This is a genomic window from Microvirga sp. GCM10011540, from assembly GCF_042650665.1.
In the GTDB taxonomy this organism is placed as follows: domain Bacteria; phylum Pseudomonadota; class Alphaproteobacteria; order Rhizobiales; family Beijerinckiaceae; genus Microvirga; species Microvirga lenta.
On record NZ_JBHSBQ010000142.1, the window covers coordinates 16,691 to 34,373 of the forward strand.

Here is a 17,683-nt window from a genome sequence, read left to right on the forward strand (position 1 = left end):
GCGGGCTCTTCAGAACTCCGGCCACGGCGCCGAATGCTGCGCGTCCCGGAAAGCGAAACTGCTGTGCATGTGCAGAGTTATGAATGCAGATGCAGCGGAATGCGCTTGTGACTCATCCGGCCGATATCGTCTTTCTTGATTTTGAAGCGTCCTCCTTGGGAAAGCACGGCTATCCCATTGAAGTCGCCTGGGTTTTCGCGAGCGGCGGTGAGGAGAGCCACCTCATCAGGCCGCATTCGTCCTGGACCGACTGGTCTGCGGAGGCTGAGGCCGTTCATGGAATTCCCCGTCAAGTACTGATGGAAGAGGGTATGCCGCTTGAAGAGGTTGCCCAGCGTATGACCACGGTCCTCACGGGGCACGCTCTTTATGCGAGCGCTCCCTCATGGGACGGCCAATGGCTCAGCAAGCTCCTGCGCGCGGCCGGCTTGCCTCGTCACTCCCTCCGACTCCAGGATACCAGCCTTGTGCAAAGGGAGACCGTATTGGGCGTGCTGCAGGCCGTAGAAGTGCCGGCTGACCGTCACGAGGGCATCCTTCAGGACATCCTGGCACAGGTTGAACGCTGGGACGATCAACAGGGCCCCCCGGCTCACCGGGCGCTCGCCGACGCACAGCGCGAAAGGCAGCTCTGGAACAAAGTTCGCCTTCATGCACAGGAAATTGTCGCTTCGGGCATCCTTCGCCAGCCTGCTCCTGAATAGTCGAGGCTGCCGCTGCGCCGGATCGTGCGGTCTCCTGGGAAGACCTGATCGAGAGGAACCGAATATTGGCTGGAGCCGAAGTGGTGAAATATAGCTGCTCCTGCGGCTTGGGCTATGTTTCGACTTTGATCCGACGGGGGCGCTCATGAGCGTAGGCTTGATTGCGTTGCTGGATGACATCGCCGGTCTGGCGAAGGTCGCAGCAGCCTCCTTGGACGATATCACCGCACAGGCCACAAGGGCTGGAGCCAAGGCAGCGGGTGTCGTCATAGACGACGCTGCCGTTACGCCCCGCTATGTTGTGGGCTTTACCGCGGCGCGTGAATTACCGATCGTCGGCAAGATCGCCCTCGGCTCGCTAAAGAACAAGCTGCTGTATCTTTTGCCGGCAGCCCTCGTGCTGAGTCTGCTCGCGCCTTGGGCCATCACCCCGTTGCTGATGTTCGGTGGAGCGTACCTTTGCTACGAAGGAACGGAAAAGGTCTACGAAGCGCTTTGGCCCCATCATGCCCACGAGCATGAGAAGGCGGTCGCGGCGGTGGACCCGAACCCGCAGAAGTTCGAGGATGAAAAGGTCAGGGGCGCGATCAAGACGGATTTCATTCTCTCCGCTGAGATCATGGCGATCACCTTGGCGACGGTTCCCGAAGCCCCTTTCTGGATGCAGGCTCTGGTGTTAGCCGTCGTCGGCGCGGGGATCACGGCGCTGGTGTACGGCGGCGTCGCTCTGATCGTGAAGGCGGACGACGCTGGGGTCGCGCTTGCCGGTAACAGTCGGCCGGTCTCCAGCCTGCTGGGGATGCCGCCGCGAGGGCTGGAGAGCTCTTCTCGATCCTACGCCGATCGCATGACGGCGCCTCTGACACAAGGGCTGGGCCGAGGTCTGGTGCTGGGAATGCCGGTGTTTCTCAAGGTCCTCGGCGTCGTGGGAACTGCAGCAATGGTGTGGGTCGGCGGCGGCATCATCGTCCACGGCCTGGAAGAATATGGCCTCCCAGCGTTCGGGCACGTCATCCATTCCATGGCCGAGGCCGCCGCTCATGCTCTTCCGGCCGTGCAAGGAGCCGTGGAGTGGCTCGTTTCCGCAGCCGGCTCAGGCCTCTTCGGCCTTCTGGTCGGGGCCGCCATCATCCCGGTCCTGCAGTATGTGGTCATGCCCGTCCGGAGAAGGCTGCAGAGGAAAGCGGCCTAACGGCTGCGACCTTGGCTTATACGGCTGAGCTTGGATAAAGCCTCTCGCTGCGCAATAATGCAGCACAGCATGTCGGAATGGAGTCGCATCATGTCACCGACCCGCCGCACGATCTTGACCGCTTTTCTCGCAGCCCCCGCCCTTTCGGTCTTGGGAGATGTTCCCAGCCTTGCCCAAGGGGAGCAGTTGTCATTGCCGCGAACGCCCGCCTGCGATGATGAGCATGAGCTTACGACAGCGCAGACCGAGGGGCCGTATTTCAAGCCTGATGCACCCCTGAGGCACGATCTGGTGTCTCACTCTCCTGTGGCGGAATCCATCATCATCGCAGGCTTCGTTCTCGACACCGCTTGCCGGCCGATACCGGGGGCGCTTGTACAGGTCTGGCATGCGGACAGCACTGGGGCATATGACAATGCCGGTTACCGGTTCCGGGGCTTCCATTATGCCGACGAGAGAGGGCGCTGGTGGTTCTCGACCATTGTTCCCGCCGCCTATCCAGGGCGGACCCGGCACTATCATTTCAAAGTTCAGAGGCCTGGAGATCGTATCCTCACCACGCAGCTCTACTTTCCGGATGAGGCGCTGAACCGAAGGGACCGATTGTTCGACGAACGATTGCTGCTCCGACTCCAGAAAGCAGCCGACGGTAGGTTCGGGCGGTACGACTTCATCGTCTGAGGGTCGAAGGGGCGTGAGTGCAATTTCTGAGAGCCGGGCTATTGCACCTTCTGAAAGATATCCGAGCCCGTGATGCGTACACAGACGAAATGGCGGTATCCCTGTTCGTACGAAGCCTTACCCTCCTGGTCCAGCTGGTCGGGAACAGCCTTGGCAACAGCCGCCTCGCACGCCTCCTTGGTCTTGTGAATCTCATCGCCCACGACAAGAGCGGTTGGACCATTCAGCGCGTATAACATCACCACAACTGGTGCCCACATGGATGCCTCCCTGAGATTGGTGTGGGCGCACCCTAGCGAAAGGCTCCGCCTGGGAGAACTGTCAGAGTGAGGTCATGGTGAACGGGCGCCGCGTATCTGCAGGCTGATCGTAGATTCCAAATCGGCAGCGTAGCTCGCAGATTGATAAGATTCTCCATTAATCTTCCAAACAGCACAAGGTTGTAGTGTCAAACGAGGGCAGGCACACTTCACATGCTGTTCGACATGAGGGCCATGTCGAACAGCATGTGAAGCAGACCGGTGCAACAGACTTCGTGCAGTGAAAATGTGTTCCCCTTCTAAGTTGGCAGCGGGCGTCAAACACCACCGGTGGAACCGGAGGCGAACTGCTCAGGATCTCTTTGTCGTCGTATCGGCATTCATGATTCTCGCCTGGGTGGCTTATGAGATCCAGATCGTGAGTGCTCTCGAAGGCGAGCTACGGTCCGACAAGCGCATCGATCTCTACGAATCGACGCTCCTGGGAGCCTTTCTGTGCGGATGTCTGTGGATCTTCGGCTTGCGAAGACTGCGCGATCTCCGTCGTGAGATGACGAGGCTTGCAGAGGCCGAGAAACGCGCGGTCGAGGCCGAGTCTCAGGCGCGCCGGGATCATCTGACGGAACTTGGCAATCGGATTGTGTTCGATGAAAGCCTGTCTGCTCTGACCGCAGAGGGCGAAGCGGCGGCCCTGATCTTGCTCGATCTGAATCATTTCAAGCAGATCAATGACAGGCTGGGCCATCCGGTGGGAGACCGAGTTCTCAAGATCGTCTCGCAGCGGCTACGGTTCAGCACGCGCAAAGGTGATATATTGAGCCGCCTCGGTGGAGATGAGTTCGCTCTTATCGCATACGGACTTTTCGACGCCAATGCGGGCTCCGGGGCGGCCAGGCACATTGCCGAGAATATCATTCGTGCCATCGATCAGCCGATGAACGTCGGCGGGCATTCCGTCACTACCGGCGTTTCCATTGGAATAGCGTACTATCCACAGGACGGCAGAACTCCCCAGGAGCTGTTCGAGAAGGCCGACAAGGCGCTTTATGCCGCCAAAGAGGCAGCTCGAACGGAACTGCGCTCTGTCTATAGGATTGCTGCGGAAGCGAACCTCTGTTGATCGAGTAGCCTAACGTTCGTCTCACGGAGTCGGCTCACCTCGTTTCTCGATGACGATCAGCCTCGCCCCAATCCATAGAATTCTGGATTCGGCCGCATGCTGGTGACATTCGCAAGCCGGTTCGACATGGCAAAAAAGGCTGCAATTGCAGCGATGTCCCAGGCATCCTCCTCAGTGAATCCGTGGGATTTCAGCGCTTCGATTTCCGCATCCCCTACGGCGTAGGCCTCGAGCGCCACCTTCATGGCAAAGTCGAGCATCGCCTTCTGCCTGTCCGTGATGTCAGCCTTTCGATAATTGATAGCGACCTGATCCGCGATCAGAGGATCCTTCGCCCTTATCCGCAATATCGCACCGTGGGCTACAACGCAGTACTGACACTGGTTTGCGCCGCTCGTCGCGACGACGATCATTTCACGCTCGGCCTTGGACAGATTGCCGGGTTTCTCCATGAGTGCGTCGTGATAGGCAAAGAAGGCTCGGAACTCGTCAGGACGACGAGCAAGGACCAGAAAGACATTCGGTACGAAGCCGGACTTTTGTTGAACTGCAAGAATCCGTTCACGAATGTCGTCTGGGAGTTCGGCGATAGCGGGAACCGTAAATCGACTGACCGGACTGGACGTCAAGATGATTTCTCCCAATGGATAGCTCGAGGGAACACCGCGAAACCTTGGCTGTTAGGAACGACCCGGCCTAGAATATGGCACCGCGACCATGTTTCATACTATCATAGCTCACTTGGACCTCGGACGAAACGTGCTCTAACGTCCTCAGGAGTGCTTGGAATCTCGTGAATTTCAAGCGCCTTTGACATAGAGAATAGAGTAGCCGATGCCGGCCGGACGGGCTGCGATCGAAGGCTGCGAAGCTGGAGGAAAATGGATCATGGATACATCGCCCTTGGCCACACATGAGGATGTTCTGCTGCGCAAGGATGACGGGGGCGTTGTCGTGCTGACGCTTAATCGGCCGGCGCAGTTCAATGCTCTTTCGGAAGAAGTGCTCTCGGCACTGCAGACCGCGCTGGACGAGATTGCATCCGATGAGCGCGTCCGTTGCGTCGTCATTGCCGCCGCCGGCCGGGCATTCTGCGCTGGGCATGATCTGAAGCAGATGCGTGCCAATCCCAGCCAGGATTATTACGAGACCTTGTTCGCGAAATGCAGCCGGGTCATGCAGGACATCGTCAATCTGCCTGTGCCGGTTATTGCGAAGGTGCAGGGAATGGCCACCGCGGCCGGGTGTCAGCTGGTGGCGTCCTGTGATCTCGCGGTTGCTGCGAGGAGTGCGACATTTGCCGTTTCCGGCATAAATGTCGGGTTGTTCTGCTCGACGCCTGCCGTTGCTCTCTCCCGCAATATTCCTCCGAAGCGAGCTTTCGACATGCTGGTCACCGGACGCTTCATCAGCGCCGACGAAGCTCTCTCGAGCGGTCTTGTCAGTACCGTCGTTCCGGATGCTGAGCTGAATGCCGCCGTTGCGACTCTTACCGATGAAATCTGTTCGAAGAGTCCGGTCGCCATACGAACCGGAAAGGCTATGTTTGGCCAGCAGCGCGCAATGAGCCTCGAGGAGGCATACCGCTATGCCGGTAACATCATGGCATGCAACATGATGGCCGAGGACGCTGCCGAGGGAATTGACGCCTTCATCGAGAAGCGCAAGCCTATCTGGAAAGGGCATTGAAAAGTCTTGGATGTCTCGCCGGTTCGTCACCTGCCTGTTTCGGACTACCAGGTCGGCATCTTCTCCAAGGGCCACACATTCAAGGTCTCGCCCTCGCCATTTCCCGCAGGCGAAATTTCTGGATTTTTCCGGTGGAGGTCTTCGGGAGCTCGGTGAACACCACGTTGCGGGGGCACTTGAATGGTGCAAGATGCTGTCTGCACCACGCGATGATGTCCTCTGCGGAGACGGCCTCTTCCGGCTTGAGTTCGATGAAGGCGCAAGGGGTCTCGCCCCATTTTTCATCCGGCATAGCGACCACTGCAGCTGCCTGAACGGCAGGGTGCTTGTAGAGAGCATCCTCCACTTCGATGGACGAGATGTTCTCGCCACCGGAGATGATGATGTCCTTGGACCGATCCTTCAGTTGGATGTACCCATCCGGGTACTTAACGCCGAGGTCGCCGGAGTGAAACCAACCACCCTCGAATGCCTTGGCCGTGGCGGCCGGGTTCTTTAGGTAACCCTTCATCACCACGTTGCCGCGGAACATCACCTCGCCGAGCGTGATCCCATCGGCAGGCACGGGCTGCATAGTTTCAGGATCGAGGACGTCCAGAGTTTCGAGAACGGGATAGCGCACACCTTGGCGGGCCTTGCGTGCAGCGTACTCTGCCGCGGGGAGGTCATCCCAGTCCTGATGCCACTCATTGACCACAGCCGGTCCGTAAACCTCCGTCAATCCGTAAAGGTGGGTCACATCGAAACCTGCCTTCTGCATTGCGGCCAGCACCGCTTCGGGTGGAGGCGCCGCGGCCGTCATGAACCGAACCGCCTGGCGAGGCGTGCGCTTCTCGTTGGAAGGGGCGTTGAGCAGGGTCGACATCACGATGGGAGCACCGCACAGATGTGTTACCCCATGATCGGCTATGGCGTCATACATGGGCTTCGCTCTCACCGCGCGCAGGCAGACATGGGTGCCTGCAACGATCGAAAGCGACCATGGAAAGCACCAGCCATTGCAGTGGAACATGGGGAGGGTCCAGAGGTAAACCGGGTGCTGGCCCATGCTGCTCGTGATGATGTTTCCCATGGCGAGCAGATAGGCACCGCGATGGTGATAAACGACACCTTTGGGATCCCCGGTGGTTCCGGAGGTGTAGTTGAGCGCAATAGCGTCCCACTCGTCCTGAGGTGGAATCCACGAGAACTCAGGATCGCCCTCGGCCAGGAATTCCTCATACTCCATTGCTCCCAGGCGCTTGCCAGAACCTGTGAATTCAGGGTCGTCGTAGTCGATGACCAGCGGCCTGACGGCCAAATGCTCCAGGGCGGCGTTCACAACAGAGGAGTATTCCCGGTCTGTTATCAATACTTTGGCGCCGCTGTGCTCAAGGGAGAAGGCGATGACCCGCGCATCGAGGCGCGTGTTGAGAGTATTGAGAACCGCTCCTGCCATCGGAACACCATAGTGGCATTCGAGCATGGCGGGTGTATTGGGGAGTACGACCGAGACCGTATCCCCACGCCCAATGCCTCTGCGGGCCAATGCAGAGGCAAGTCGGCGGGTGCGGGCATAGAAGTCGCGGTAATTCCGTCTCAAGGGGCCGTGAATGATCGCGATCCGTTCCGGATGCACACAAGCCGCTCTCTCCAAGAAAGTGAGTGGCGTCAGAGGCTGGAAGTTCGCCGGATTTTTTTCTAGGACGGCAAAGCTGACTGTCTGGTAGAATGTGGTGGTGGGGGTCTTCTGTACCTGATGGGAGGTGCGGGATGACCAGACTCTCAGGGCGCCAGCCGCCGGAGCGCGAGCGGGTGCTGCGGCCCGCCTGTCGGCTGTGCCCGGCCTGCGGATTGCCGATGCGCATCCGCTACGAGAACCACCGCACCCTTGTGACCCTGACCGGCTCGGTGCGCTTGCGGCTCAAGATCCGCTGGTGCGAGACCATCGGCTGCGCCCGCTTCCACAAGCCGTACCGGCCCGAGGCCGAGGGCAGGTTGGCGCTGCCCCAGCACGAGTTCGGACTGGACGTCATCGCCCTCATCGGAGCCTTGCGCCACCGCGAGCATCGCAGCGTGCCCGAGATCCACGCGGTGCTCACCGGCCGCGGCGTCGCCATTGCCGAGCGCAGCGTCACCAACCTGCTCGACCGCTACGACGAGCTGCTTGCCACCCGGCTGATGGAGCGCCGCCCCTTGCAGAGGCTCCTGGCCCGGCAGGGGCGGGTCATTCTGGCCCTGGACGGCGTGCAGCCGGATGTCGGCCATGAGGTGCTGTGGGTCATCCGCGACTGCCTGTCCGGCACCATCGTGCTGGCCCGCAGCCTGCTCTCCGGCCGGGCCCAGGATCTGGCGGGGCTGCTGCGCGAGGCAGTGGCCGCAGTGGGGGTGCCGGTCGTGGGCGTGATCAGCGACGGCCAGACCTCCATCCGCCAGGCGGTTGCCCAGGTGCTGCCGGGCGTGCCGCATCAGCTGTGTCAGTTCCACTTCCTGCGCGAGGCGGCGCATCCGATCGTCGAGGCCGACCGGCACGCCAAGAAGGAGCTCAAGAAGCAGGTCCGCGGCATCCGTGGGATCGAACGCGCCGTGGAGGAGCGGGAGGACCCCGAAGCCGCCATCGTACAGGGCTATTGTGCGGCTGTCCGCAGCGCGATCACCGATGACGGCCGGGCACCACTCGCGGCCGCGGGGCTCAAACTGAAGCAACGGCTGGAGACGGTAGCCGGCAGCCTGGACCGGGTGCCGCAAAAGGGGGCTTCGCGCCGGCGCTCACGCGCCTGCACCAGATGATCACTCGGGCGCTGGAGCGCACGGCCGCCTTGTGGCCGGACGTCGAATACGCCTACCGGTTCGTGCACGCCGTGGCGCATTGGCTTGGCAACCCGCACGAGGAGAGCGCCGCGATGGTGCGGCGGCGGGTGAACGGGGTGCTGGGTGCGATGCAGCGGCATCGCCGCAAAGCCGGGACGCTGGCCATCGCTTTCGATCATTTCCTGAAGGTGACGCGCAGCTATCGACCTGGATTGTTCCACACCTATGCGGTGCCGGACCTGCCGCGCACCAACAACGATCTCGAACAGCTGTTCGGCTCCCAGCGCTATCACGAGCGGCGTGCGACTGGGCGCAAGACCGCAGCCCCTGGTGCGGTGCTGCGCGGCTCGGTCCGGCTGCTCGCCGCGACCGCGACGCGCGTGCAGGCTCCGACGGCACGAGACCTGGGCGCCGCGAACCGGGAGCACTGGAGGAGCTTGCGCCAACACCTGGAAAGAGGCCGCCGGGCGCGAACCCTGCGCACCCGCTTTCGACATGATCCCGTCGCTTACCTGGCGGCTCTCGAACAGCAGGCCTGCCAGTTAGCTTTGCCGTCCTAGTTTTTTTCCAAGTCTTTACTGTAGACATTGTCGATCACAGCGGTGTCTCCGGTGCGAGAGGATCTGCTCCCTGGCGGTATCCAGTTCTGCTAGGCTGATGCTTCGATATGTTGGTCAAGCGGCAAATCTCCTCGGGCTTCAAGCTCTGCCCGAATGTTCTTTTTCGTGATTTTGCCGTAAGCGGATTTCGGCAGCTCCTCCCAAAAGAAGACCCGCTTGGGAAGCTTGTAACGGGCAACCTTGCCGTCCAGCCAGGTCAGGAGTTCGTGCTCGTTCGAAACGGCCTCGGACCGCATAACGCAGACGGCCACACCCACCTCTCCCCAAACCTTATCGGGTACGCCTAGAACTGCCGCCTCCGCGACCGCAGGGTGGGTGAGCAGCTTCTCCTCGATTTCGCGAGGGTAGACGTTTGAGCCGCCGGATATGTACATGTCGGAGGCGCGACCGGTAATATAGAGAAAGCCCTCGTCGTCCATGTGACCCAGGTCGCCTGTCCTGAACCAGCCATTTCTAAACGCCTTCTCGTTGGCCTCCGGATTGTTGTAGTAGCCGGCGAATACCGCAGGGCCGCAAACGCAGATCTCGCCCGTCATCCCATGTGGTACCTCGCGCCCTTCGTCGTTTTGAATGGAGACCTGCATCCCCGTGCGCTCATAGCCGCAGGTTCCGATTCTGGTGCCAAAGCCGTCTTCAGGCTCATGAAGGGCAGGGGGCAGGACGGTGATGTTGCCCGTGACCTCCCCCAGGCCGAAATATTGAACCAGAACCTTGCCGAGCTTCTTCAACGCGTGCTTTTGATCCTCCCGATACATCGGGGCGCCGGCGTAGATGACGTAACGCAATGAAGAGTGGTCGTGCTTATCGACGGATGGGTGCTCGGTCAGCAACCTCACGATCGTTGGAACGGTGAACATGTTCGTAATCCGCCACCGGGCTACCAATGACCACGCCTCATCGATGTCGAAGCGGTCGCCCGAGAGGAGGACTGTCTTGGCACCTCGCGCTACCTGAACGAGTTGGTGGACGCCTGCTCCATGCGAGAGCGGAGCCACGACCAGAGAGGCATCTTCGTGCGTTGTGCCAGGCATCAGGTCGCAAAGATGGTTCGTGATCACGAACGCCATCTGGCCGTGGGTCAGGACAGCTGCTTTCGGGCGACCGGTCGTTCCGGAGGTAAAGAAGAACCAGCATGGGTCGTCATGCTGCACTTCGGCTGTCGGAGCCTGTTGCCCGGCATGCCGCGCAACCACCTCGTCGTAATCATCCCCGAAGTCCGACCGACCTATGGAAAGGACGAACCGAATGCCCGCCGCTGCCTCACGAGCGGCGATTGCATGTTCGGGAAAGTCGCAGTGGCAGATCATGGCGGAGGCTCCGCTCGCCTCTGCCAGATAGGCAACCTCGCTCGGGGTTTGTCGAAAATTCGTCGGCACCCAGACTGCGCCGATCCGAAAGCATGCGAACATGGACTCGAACATCTGGTTGCAGTTCTTTGACTGAACCAGCACCCGATCTCCTTTCCCGATTCCTCTTGCCGCTAAAGCCACGGCCATGGCGTCGGCGCGCTGATCGATCTCGGCCCAAGTCAGTGCCAAATCGCCCCATACGAAACCGATTTCTCTGCCATGTCGCCGCGCCGTTTGGCGGAGAAAATAGGAAAGATTCATAACCCGTCTTGAAACAGGCACTATCCCGCCCAGCGGCTCAGGGGTGGTCATCGTTCTATCCATTCCAGGCGCGAGATCTCTCAGGGTCCATGCTTCGTTTCGGAGTAGGGGCGAACATCCTGTGGAGCTTGGCTTCGATACGTTCCTTCTCGAGGCGCAGATGGCGGACAAGCTCGGGCTGCCGTTCAGCGGAGACCCGGCTATCGATCGCGGCCAGGCTGAGCGCGCCGGCGACCCTTCCGTCCGGGAAGTTTATGGCGACGCCAATGCCCCAGGATCCGGCGACAATAAGACCAGGGTTCAGGGAGTATCCGCGCTCACGTGTCTCGGCGACGCCTAGGCGAACCTCCTTTGAGGAGAAGCCGGGATACTGCGCATCGAGCACTTTCTGGTTTGCCGAAAGAACATTCTCGATATCGCCGTCGGGTAATGCGGCCAGAATTGCAAGCGATCCCGCTCCGATCCCAAGGGGATGCTGATCGCCTGTGAGGAGAGCATGGGACCGAACCGGATAGGAACCTTCCTCCCGATGGAGGCACACCGCGTAGTTCTCGCGTCTGACAGATAGAAAGCTGGTGTCGTTGGTGGCCTTGGAGAGATTGCGCAGACTCTCCAGCGAGAGCTCAAGCAATCCATGGCGACGGGATGCGAGAGTGCCGAGAACGTAGGCCTCCTCTCCCAGGAAGTAACGCTTTGTGTACGCCTCCTGCTCGATGAGCCCGGCGCGCATGAGGGCAAGAAGAAGGCGTCTCGCCGTAGGCTTGTTGAGGCCGCTTCCTTCGACGATGTCGCTCAAGCCCGTTCCGCGCTCAGCCCCGCGCCCTACCAGTGCCAGCAATCGCAACGCCCGATCCACGCTTTGTGAACCAGATGGGTCATGGGTCGTGGGTTGAGCATTTTTCATGATGCTGACCGAGGAATGGTCCATATCATGGACCTGTAAGTCTCATTTCATAGCCTAAATTGACCGGCAATATATTGCAATGACCTAGCAGACGTGTATCTTTTCTCGCAAACATAAAGACGAAGATCCACAAAGTGGACCCAAACGTGGCCTCATTCGCCATGCGATCAGAGGGAGGATCGGGATGTTTGATGCGAGCGGCCGGTATTCGAGTTTCTGCTCTACTAAAGCAGATGTATCGGAGCCGATCTTGCTGATCGGTGGCAACACCGGGTCCGACATGCGGTCCGGCCTGTCCTTTTTTCCTCACTTGCGGGACTGATCATTCCTCGCAGCAGGTTTGTTCACCTGGCTGCCGTGAGAAGATTGCCCAGGCTAGGAGAGAAACATGGCCGCCATTGGTGACGCCATCTCGGTGTCGAGCTCCGAAGAGGCCGCCGCGCAGGGTCGCGTTGGATCGCTGCTGATACGGCCAATTGAGGTGGTATCGGCATTGCTCCTGTCGCTGATTGTCGTTCTGCTCCTCGGCGGCGTCGCATCCCGCTATATTTTCTCCATTCCGGTCATCTGGATCGACGAGGTCGCCTCCATCTCCTTTCTGTGGCTCGCAATGCTTGGCTCCGCCATCGCCATCGATAGGAACGAGCACCTCAGACTGACCCTCTTCCTTGGAATGTTTCCTGAGAAAGCTCAGGGATTCATCCAGACTCTTGCCTCGCTGGGCATGGCTACATTTTTGCTCGTCATGCTGCAGCCGGCGATCGAGTACGTGATGGAGGAGTGGTATGTCACATCGGCAGCGCTGAACATTCCCAACAGCTTTCGCGTATCGGCAATTGCCTTCGGCTTTTTTACGATGCTGCTGCTCGTTCTGTCCTATGTGGTCAGGACGTCCAGGATGCGCGACATTCTCGTGGCGTCGTTGCTGATTGCAGCGGTCGCCGGAGCATTTTGGCTGCTTTCCCCCACACTTCTGAGGCTCGGCCACATCAACATCCTCATCTTTCTGGTCGGTGTCGTCGCCGTCTGCCTTGCAATGGGGGTTCCGATCGCCTTCTGTTTCGGCATCGGCACGCTTGCATTCCTCGCCTTCAGCACCAGGGTTCCGATCTTCGTTATGATCGGGCGGATCGATGAAGGCATGTCGAGTATCATCCTTCTCTCTGTGCCTATCTTCGTGCTGCTCGGTTGTGTGCTGGATGCGACGGGCATGGGCAAGGCCATCGTCGATTTTCTGGCCTCCCTGCTGGGGCATGTCCGGGCAGGAATGTCGTACGTTCTCCTTGGCTCTTTATTCCTCGTATCGGGCATATCGGGCTCCAAGGTCTCCGATATGGCGACCGTCGCCCCGGCGCTGTTCCCGGAGATGAAAAGGCGAGGCCACAGGCCGAGGGAAATGATCGCACTTCTGGCAACGGGCGCCGCAATGGCAGATACCGTACCGCCCAGCATCGTCCTGATCGTCCTAGGTTCTGTCGCCGGTGTGTCCATCGCGGGCTTGTTCACGAGCGGTTTCGTCGTGGCAATGGTTCTGCTGCTGGTTCTCGCGATCCTCGCACGCTGGAAAGCAGCGCGAGAGAGTCTGGCAGGGGTCAGACGCGCGCCTCTGTCGACCATTGGGCGCACGATGCTCATCGCTGCGCCTGCACTCGTCCTGCCTTTCCTTATTCGTAGTGCCGTCGGCGGCGGGATTGCAACGGCGACAGAGGTCTCGACCATCGCAGTGCTCTATGCACTCCTCGTCGGGATCTTCCTCTATGGCGGTATCGGCTGGCGCAAATTCTACGGCATGCTGGTTGAGACAGCCGCATTGAGCGGTGCCATTCTACTGATCCTGGGAACGGCCCTCGCTATGGCGTGGGCCCTCACCCAAACCGGTTTCGCCCAACAGCTCGCAGCCGTGATGACCACCCTTCCAGGCGGATGGATGAGTTTCATGGCCGTTACTGTCGTGGTCTTCCTGATCCTGGGTTGTGTGCTCGAGGGGCTGCCGGCCATCGTGCTCATGGCACCTCTCATGTTCCCTATCGCCAAGAACCTCGGCATCAACGATGTTCATTATGCCATGGTGGTTGTGACTGCCATGAACATCGGCCTCATGACGCCTCCGATCGGGATCGGATTCTACATTGCGTGCAAGATCGGCGGCGTTTCTCCCGATGAGGCAATGGGTGCGATTTGGCCGTACATCGTCGCTCTTCTCGTCGGGCTCGTGCTGATAGCCAGCATCCCTGCCATCTCGACTGCCTTCCTATGACCCGTGGAAGATGCCTTTCAACATAACAACCATGAGGGAGAGAAACATGATCATTTCACGTCGGACGATGCTGCAGGGAGCTGCCTCGGTGGCTGTCGCGGGCAGCTTCGGGGCTCGCGCTCAAGCAGCCGAGTATACGTACAAATATGCCAACAACCTGCCGGTGACCCACCCAATGAACCTGCGTGCGAAGGAGGCCGCAGACAAGATCAAGCAGGAGACCGGCGGAAGAGTGGAAATCCAGATCTTCCCCAACAACCAACTTGGCTCCGATACGGATATGCTGAGCCAGGTCAGATCGGGCGGCGTCGAGTTCTTCACGCTGTCCCCCCTGATCCTCTCGACACTCGTGCCGAACGCTTCCTTGAGCGGCATTGGCTTTGCCTTCCCTAACTACGATGCTGTCTGGAAGGCGATGGACGGCGAACTCGGTGCATATGTGCGGGGTCAGATTGCCAAGGCAAATCTGGTCGTCATGGACAAGATCTGGGACAATGGCTTTCGGCAGATCACCAGCTCGAACAAGCCGATCCAGACTCCTGATGATCTCAAGGGCTTCAAGATCCGCGTTCCGGTCAGTCCTCTTTGGACGTCGATGTTCACGGCTTTCGGTTCTGCCCCCGCCAGCATCAACTTCGCCGAAGTGTACACGGCGCTGCAGACAAAGGTCGTCGACGGTCAGGAGAATCCGCTCGCAATCATTTCAACGGCGAAGTTGTATGAGGTGCAGAAGTACTGTTCGGTTACGAATCATATGTGGGACGGCTTTTGGTTCCTGGCCAACCGCCGCGCCTGGGAGCGACTGCCGGAAGATCTTCGAGCTGTCGTCGCAAAACATATGAACGCGGCGGCTGTCGCGGAACGTGCAGACGTCGCTAAGTTGAATGCCAGCCTCAAGGATGAGCTTGTCTCCAAGGGTATGGTTTTCAACGAGCCCGAGGCTGGACCCTTCCGCGAAGCGCTTCGAAGTGCAGGCTTTTACGCCGAATGGAAGAAAAAATACGGCGATGAGGCTTGGGCCATCCTTGAGAAGTCAGTTGGCGGTAGCCTGAGTTGATCCAACCTGGCCGGCCGTTGGCAATTGGCTGTCGGCCGGCATCCGCTGTCAGATTGACTACCCTACTGAACCGGAACGAGTTAGTGCCTTGGCGGCAGGCCAGTAAGGCTTGCTGTCCGTTCTGAGGCTTCCCGCACGGTGTCACCTCTTTCAGTCAACATCGTCGCATCGCGCTTTGCAGCCTGCACCCAGGAGAAAAGATGGTCGATCGCCTGAAGGGGAAAACGGCAATCGTTTTTGGAGCAGGGTCCTCGGGACCAGGGTGGGGCAACGGCAAGGCGGCAGCGGTTGCCTACGCCCGAGAGGGGGCGCAGGTTGTATGCGGCGATCTCGCTCAGGCAGCGGCGGAAGAAACGGCCGGTATCATCAGGGGGGAGGGCGGAACTGCCATTGCGGTCGCGGCGGACGTGACAGATAGCAGCTCAATCGAAGGTGCTGTCGCAGAAGCAATCGCACGTTTCGGGCGGATCGACATTCTTCATAACAATGTTGGGGCAACTCACATGGGTGGCCCGGTGGAGCTTGGCGAGGAGCAATTCGCAGCATCGCTCGATTTGAACATCGGATCGGTCTATCGTTCCGCGAAGGCCGTCATTCCGCATATGCTGCGGCAGGGGAACGGCGTCATCATCAATATATCGTCGCTCGCGGCGATCCGCTGGACCGGCTATCCCTACTTTGCCTATTATGCTGCCAAGGCCGCTGTTAATCAGGCGACCGTCGCGCTCGCAATGCAATACGCACGACGTGGAATACGGGCTAATTGCATCATGCCCGGCCTCATCGACACTCCCTTGATCTACAAACAAATTTCCGGGCAATACGCCTCGACCGAGGAGATGGTCGCTGCGCGCAATGCGTTGGTTCCGGTCGGCAAAATGGGAACGGCTTGGGACATCGCGAATGCGGCCGTCTTCCTTGCCTCCGACGAGGCCCAGTTCATTACCGGTGTATGCCTCCCGGTGGACGGCGGACAAAGTTGCGCCGTATCGGAGTTCCGCTGAGCAGTCGGATCCGGTGTCGCATAATGCGCATGAAGAACAACAGCGGCAGGAGTGGAAGGTAATGAGGCAGATCATTCATCCCGGTCCCATTGCGGCAGAGCGCATGATGGCTGTCCCAGGAGAAGCCATCCCGATGCGCTTCACTCTGCAGCAAGGGCGCAGGATCGACGAGGCGATCTCTGAAGGGTTCCGTGCATCCGGCTGTATCGGCGGCTTCGTAGCCTTCGTGGGAGGAAAGTGTGAGCCGTTCAAATATGTGATGCCGGCAGCGTCGCCTGACGGTCGCCACGCGGCTTGGTACAGTGATACCTTTCAACCCGACGGCGTCGTGGCCATTCACCGTGCCTGTGCCATCGTGGGCATCCGCGACGGTGGTCCATTCATCCACTGCCATGGGGTATGGAGCACTCGCGAAGGTCTCCGGATGGGGCACATGCTCGCGCCCGAGACGTTTGCCGCAGAACCGATCGATGTCAGCGGAATCGGATTGAGGACGGCGACTTTCGAGGCCATGCCCGACGGCGAGACGAACTTCATACTTTTTGAGCCGGTACAGGTGACTGGAGCCGGCTCAGGCAATTCCTATGTTCGGGCAATCCTCGCCAAGGTGCGCCCAAACGAAGATATTAGTCTCGCGATCGAGGAGATTTGTTCCACGTGCGATATCGGGCCCGCGACCGTATATGGCATCGGGAGCCTGAACGAGGTCCGGTTCACCGATGGAACCTCTATCACATCTCATGCCACGGAGGTTCTGATCCGCCGAGGGGCGGTGAAGGACAGTGACGGCCACCTCGAAGCGAGACTTGAGGTCGATGTTGTCGATATGGGGGGGAACATTCACTCAGGAGAACTTGTCCGCGGGGACAATCCCGTATGTGTCACCTTCGAACTCGTGATTGCGCCCGCGTAACCCGAAGGCTCCCGCAATCCTACAACGGACCAGATTGTCCGGAGCCAGCACTGGGACGCTTCGGCTCCGGATGTCGCTGGCCCAACTCGAGCCCTATTCCCTGAAACGTGTGACCAGTTCGTCAGCAGCCTTGCGCAGAAGACCCATATCGGCGCCGACAGCAACAAACGTGAAGCCCCATTCCAGATAGCGCTTAGCATCCTCTTCGACTGGCGCTAGAATGCCGGCCGGCTTGCCGAGGCGTCGGCACTTGTCCACTGCTGTCCGAATGGCCGTCTGAACGTCCTTGTGCCCCGGGTTGCCGAGATGGCCCAAATCCGCCGCGAGATCGGATGGGCCAACGAAGATGCCGTCAATTCCATCGACTGCTGCAATGGCTTCGAGACGATCGAGAGCGGCACCGGTCTCAAGTTGCACGAGAAGGCACAATTCGTCGTGTACGCGACGGAAATATTCAGTCACTCTGCCGTAGCGGTTGGCTCGTGAACTGACTGAAACGCCCCGAATGCCGTGTGGCGGGTAGCGGATCGCCCTCACGGCTCTTTCTGCCTCCTCTTCATTCTGGACGAATGGGATGAGCAGGGACTGCGCGCCCGCATCGAGGAAGCGTTTGATGAGGACCGGGTCGTTCCAAGCCGGCCGCACCACTGCTTCGGCGGTGCAGCCAACAAGAACTCGCATCTGAGCAATGATGTCGGGGAGTTCGCTCGGGGTATGCTCCGTATCCAGTAGGATCCAGTCATAACCTGCATGGCCCAGCATTTCGACCGCGGCAACGCTCCCGGAGGAGCTCCACAGTCCAATCTGGCGCTGCTGATCGGCAATCGCGCGCTTGAAGGCATTCGCAGGTATTTCCATGGTTTGAGGCTCCCTCCGGCTACA

Annotated in this window: 16 protein-coding genes; 10 read left to right on the forward strand and 6 right to left on the reverse strand. The window is 59.7% G+C overall.

The genetic code is table 11. From position 1 onward, the window contains the following. Positions 1 to 83 precede the first annotated feature (83 nt). The 3 genes from ACFOYU_RS23820 to ACFOYU_RS23830 all read left to right on the forward strand — a co-directional run bounded on the left by ACFOYU_RS23820 (position 84) and on the right by ACFOYU_RS23830 (position 2,577). Positions 84 to 704 carry a transcriptional regulator gene (locus tag ACFOYU_RS23820; RefSeq protein ID WP_377035474.1) on the forward strand — a complete coding sequence of 207 codons (621 nt, stop codon included), beginning with the start codon at positions 84 to 86 and terminating at the stop codon, positions 702 to 704. 145 nt (positions 705 to 849) lie between these two features. Beyond that, on the forward strand, positions 850 to 1,896 hold the full coding sequence (locus ACFOYU_RS23825) for a DUF808 domain-containing protein (RefSeq protein ID WP_377035475.1): 1,047 nt from the start codon (positions 850 to 852) through the stop codon (positions 1,894 to 1,896). A gap of 90 nt (positions 1,897 to 1,986) precedes the next feature. Then, a complete protein-coding gene (locus tag ACFOYU_RS23830) occupies positions 1,987 to 2,577 on the forward strand; it encodes an intradiol ring-cleavage dioxygenase (protein WP_377035476.1) in 591 nt (196 codons plus the stop codon). 38 nt (positions 2,578 to 2,615) lie between these two features. Here the strand turns inward: ACFOYU_RS23830 and ACFOYU_RS23835 are convergent, their stop codons facing one another. Then, positions 2,616 to 2,837: a hypothetical protein gene (locus ACFOYU_RS23835; RefSeq protein ID WP_226741497.1), complete on the reverse strand. Its 222-nt coding sequence runs from the start codon at positions 2,835 to 2,837 to the stop codon at positions 2,616 to 2,618. Between the two features lie 382 nt (positions 2,838 to 3,219). Between ACFOYU_RS23835 and ACFOYU_RS23840 the strand changes: the two genes are divergently transcribed. Next, complete coding sequence (locus tag ACFOYU_RS23840; protein WP_377035477.1) at positions 3,220 to 3,957, forward strand: GGDEF domain-containing protein; 738 nt, start codon at positions 3,220 to 3,222, stop codon at positions 3,955 to 3,957. Between the two features lie 56 nt (positions 3,958 to 4,013). Here ACFOYU_RS23840 and ACFOYU_RS23845 read toward each other — a convergent pair whose 3' ends face one another. Continuing rightward, positions 4,014 to 4,586, reverse strand: coding sequence for a peroxidase-related enzyme (locus tag ACFOYU_RS23845; RefSeq protein WP_377035478.1), 573 nt, complete (start codon positions 4,584 to 4,586; stop codon positions 4,014 to 4,016). A 259-nt stretch (positions 4,587 to 4,845) separates the two neighbouring features. On the opposite strand from ACFOYU_RS23845, the gene ACFOYU_RS23850 reads away from it, so the two are divergent. Next, a complete protein-coding gene (locus tag ACFOYU_RS23850) occupies positions 4,846 to 5,646 on the forward strand; it encodes an enoyl-CoA hydratase (protein WP_377035479.1) in 801 nt (266 codons plus the stop codon). 79 nt (positions 5,647 to 5,725) lie between these two features. Here ACFOYU_RS23850 and ACFOYU_RS23855 read toward each other — a convergent pair whose 3' ends face one another. Continuing rightward, positions 5,726 to 7,414 carry an acyl-CoA synthetase gene (locus ACFOYU_RS23855; RefSeq protein WP_377035560.1) on the reverse strand — a complete coding sequence of 563 codons (1,689 nt, stop codon included), beginning with the start codon at positions 7,412 to 7,414 and terminating at the stop codon, positions 5,726 to 5,728. A gap of 71 nt (positions 7,415 to 7,485) precedes the next feature. Here ACFOYU_RS23855 and ACFOYU_RS23860 point away from each other — a divergent pair. Further along, a protein-coding gene (locus tag ACFOYU_RS23860) for a transposase (RefSeq protein WP_377035561.1) occupies positions 7,486 to 8,996 on the forward strand; the annotation gives its coding sequence in 2 pieces (ribosomal slippage) (positions 7,486 to 8,368 and positions 8,368 to 8,996; 1,512 coding nt in all). A gap of 89 nt (positions 8,997 to 9,085) precedes the next feature. Here ACFOYU_RS23860 and ACFOYU_RS23865 read toward each other — a convergent pair. Both ACFOYU_RS23865 and ACFOYU_RS23870 read right to left on the reverse strand, forming a co-directional pair. Continuing rightward, the gene (locus ACFOYU_RS23865; RefSeq protein WP_377035480.1) at positions 9,086 to 10,717 is read right to left on the reverse strand and encodes an acyl-CoA synthetase; all 1,632 of its coding nucleotides are present in this window, start codon (positions 10,715 to 10,717) and stop codon (positions 9,086 to 9,088) included. Between the two features lie 4 nt (positions 10,718 to 10,721). Next, entirely contained in the window at positions 10,722 to 11,570 is an 849-nt protein-coding gene (locus ACFOYU_RS23870) for an IclR family transcriptional regulator (RefSeq protein ID WP_377035481.1), read from the reverse strand. 388 nt (positions 11,571 to 11,958) lie between these two features. On the opposite strand from ACFOYU_RS23870, the gene ACFOYU_RS23875 reads away from it, so the two are divergent. The 4 genes from ACFOYU_RS23875 (at position 11,959) to ACFOYU_RS23890 (ending at position 16,801) form a co-directional block, all read left to right on the forward strand. After that, a complete protein-coding gene (locus ACFOYU_RS23875; RefSeq protein ID WP_377035482.1) occupies positions 11,959 to 13,827 on the forward strand; it encodes a TRAP transporter large permease subunit in 1,869 nt (622 codons plus the stop codon). Positions 13,828 to 13,873: 46 nt separating this feature from the next. Continuing rightward, positions 13,874 to 14,884 carry a TRAP transporter substrate-binding protein gene (locus ACFOYU_RS23880; protein WP_377035483.1) on the forward strand — a complete coding sequence of 337 codons (1,011 nt, stop codon included), beginning with the start codon at positions 13,874 to 13,876 and terminating at the stop codon, positions 14,882 to 14,884. 200 nt (positions 14,885 to 15,084) lie between these two features. Continuing rightward, complete coding sequence (locus ACFOYU_RS23885) at positions 15,085 to 15,888, forward strand: SDR family NAD(P)-dependent oxidoreductase (protein ID WP_226741505.1); 804 nt, start codon at positions 15,085 to 15,087, stop codon at positions 15,886 to 15,888. A gap of 61 nt (positions 15,889 to 15,949) precedes the next feature. Further along, positions 15,950 to 16,801 carry a PCC domain-containing protein gene (locus tag ACFOYU_RS23890; protein ID WP_377035484.1) on the forward strand — a complete coding sequence of 284 codons (852 nt, stop codon included), beginning with the start codon at positions 15,950 to 15,952 and terminating at the stop codon, positions 16,799 to 16,801. 93 nt (positions 16,802 to 16,894) lie between these two features. Here the strand turns inward: ACFOYU_RS23890 and ACFOYU_RS23895 are convergent, their stop codons facing one another. Further along, positions 16,895 to 17,659 (reverse strand): HpcH/HpaI aldolase/citrate lyase family protein, encoded by a 765-nt coding sequence (locus tag ACFOYU_RS23895; RefSeq protein ID WP_226741507.1) that lies wholly within the window; start codon positions 17,657 to 17,659, stop codon positions 16,895 to 16,897. Positions 17,660 to 17,683: the final 24 nt, after the last annotated feature.

Coding starts and splice junctions, on each gene's coding strand:
- ACFOYU_RS23895 (WP_226741507.1), bottom strand. CDS start 17,659: ATGGAAATACCTGCGAATGCCTTCAAGCGCGCGATTGCCGATCAGCAG.
- ACFOYU_RS23825 (WP_377035475.1), top strand. CDS start 850: ATGAGCGTAGGCTTGATTGCGTTGCTGGATGACATCGCCGGTCTGGCG.
- ACFOYU_RS23885 (WP_226741505.1), top strand. CDS start 15,085: ATGGTCGATCGCCTGAAGGGGAAAACGGCAATCGTTTTTGGAGCAGGG.
- ACFOYU_RS23865 (WP_377035480.1), bottom strand. CDS start 10,717: ATGACCACCCCTGAGCCGCTGGGCGGGATAGTGCCTGTTTCAAGACGG.
- ACFOYU_RS23870 (WP_377035481.1), bottom strand. CDS start 11,570: ATGAAAAATGCTCAACCCACGACCCATGACCCATCTGGTTCACAAAGC.
- ACFOYU_RS23830 (WP_377035476.1), top strand. CDS start 1,987: ATGTCACCGACCCGCCGCACGATCTTGACCGCTTTTCTCGCAGCCCCC.
- ACFOYU_RS23835 (WP_226741497.1), bottom strand. CDS start 2,837: ATGTGGGCACCAGTTGTGGTGATGTTATACGCGCTGAATGGTCCAACC.
- ACFOYU_RS23875 (WP_377035482.1), top strand. CDS start 11,959: ATGGCCGCCATTGGTGACGCCATCTCGGTGTCGAGCTCCGAAGAGGCC.
- ACFOYU_RS23880 (WP_377035483.1), top strand. CDS start 13,874: ATGATCATTTCACGTCGGACGATGCTGCAGGGAGCTGCCTCGGTGGCT.
- ACFOYU_RS23890 (WP_377035484.1), top strand. CDS start 15,950: ATGAGGCAGATCATTCATCCCGGTCCCATTGCGGCAGAGCGCATGATG.
- ACFOYU_RS23840 (WP_377035477.1), top strand. CDS start 3,220: ATGATTCTCGCCTGGGTGGCTTATGAGATCCAGATCGTGAGTGCTCTC.
- ACFOYU_RS23820 (WP_377035474.1), top strand. CDS start 84: ATGCAGATGCAGCGGAATGCGCTTGTGACTCATCCGGCCGATATCGTC.
- ACFOYU_RS23850 (WP_377035479.1), top strand. CDS start 4,846: ATGGATACATCGCCCTTGGCCACACATGAGGATGTTCTGCTGCGCAAG.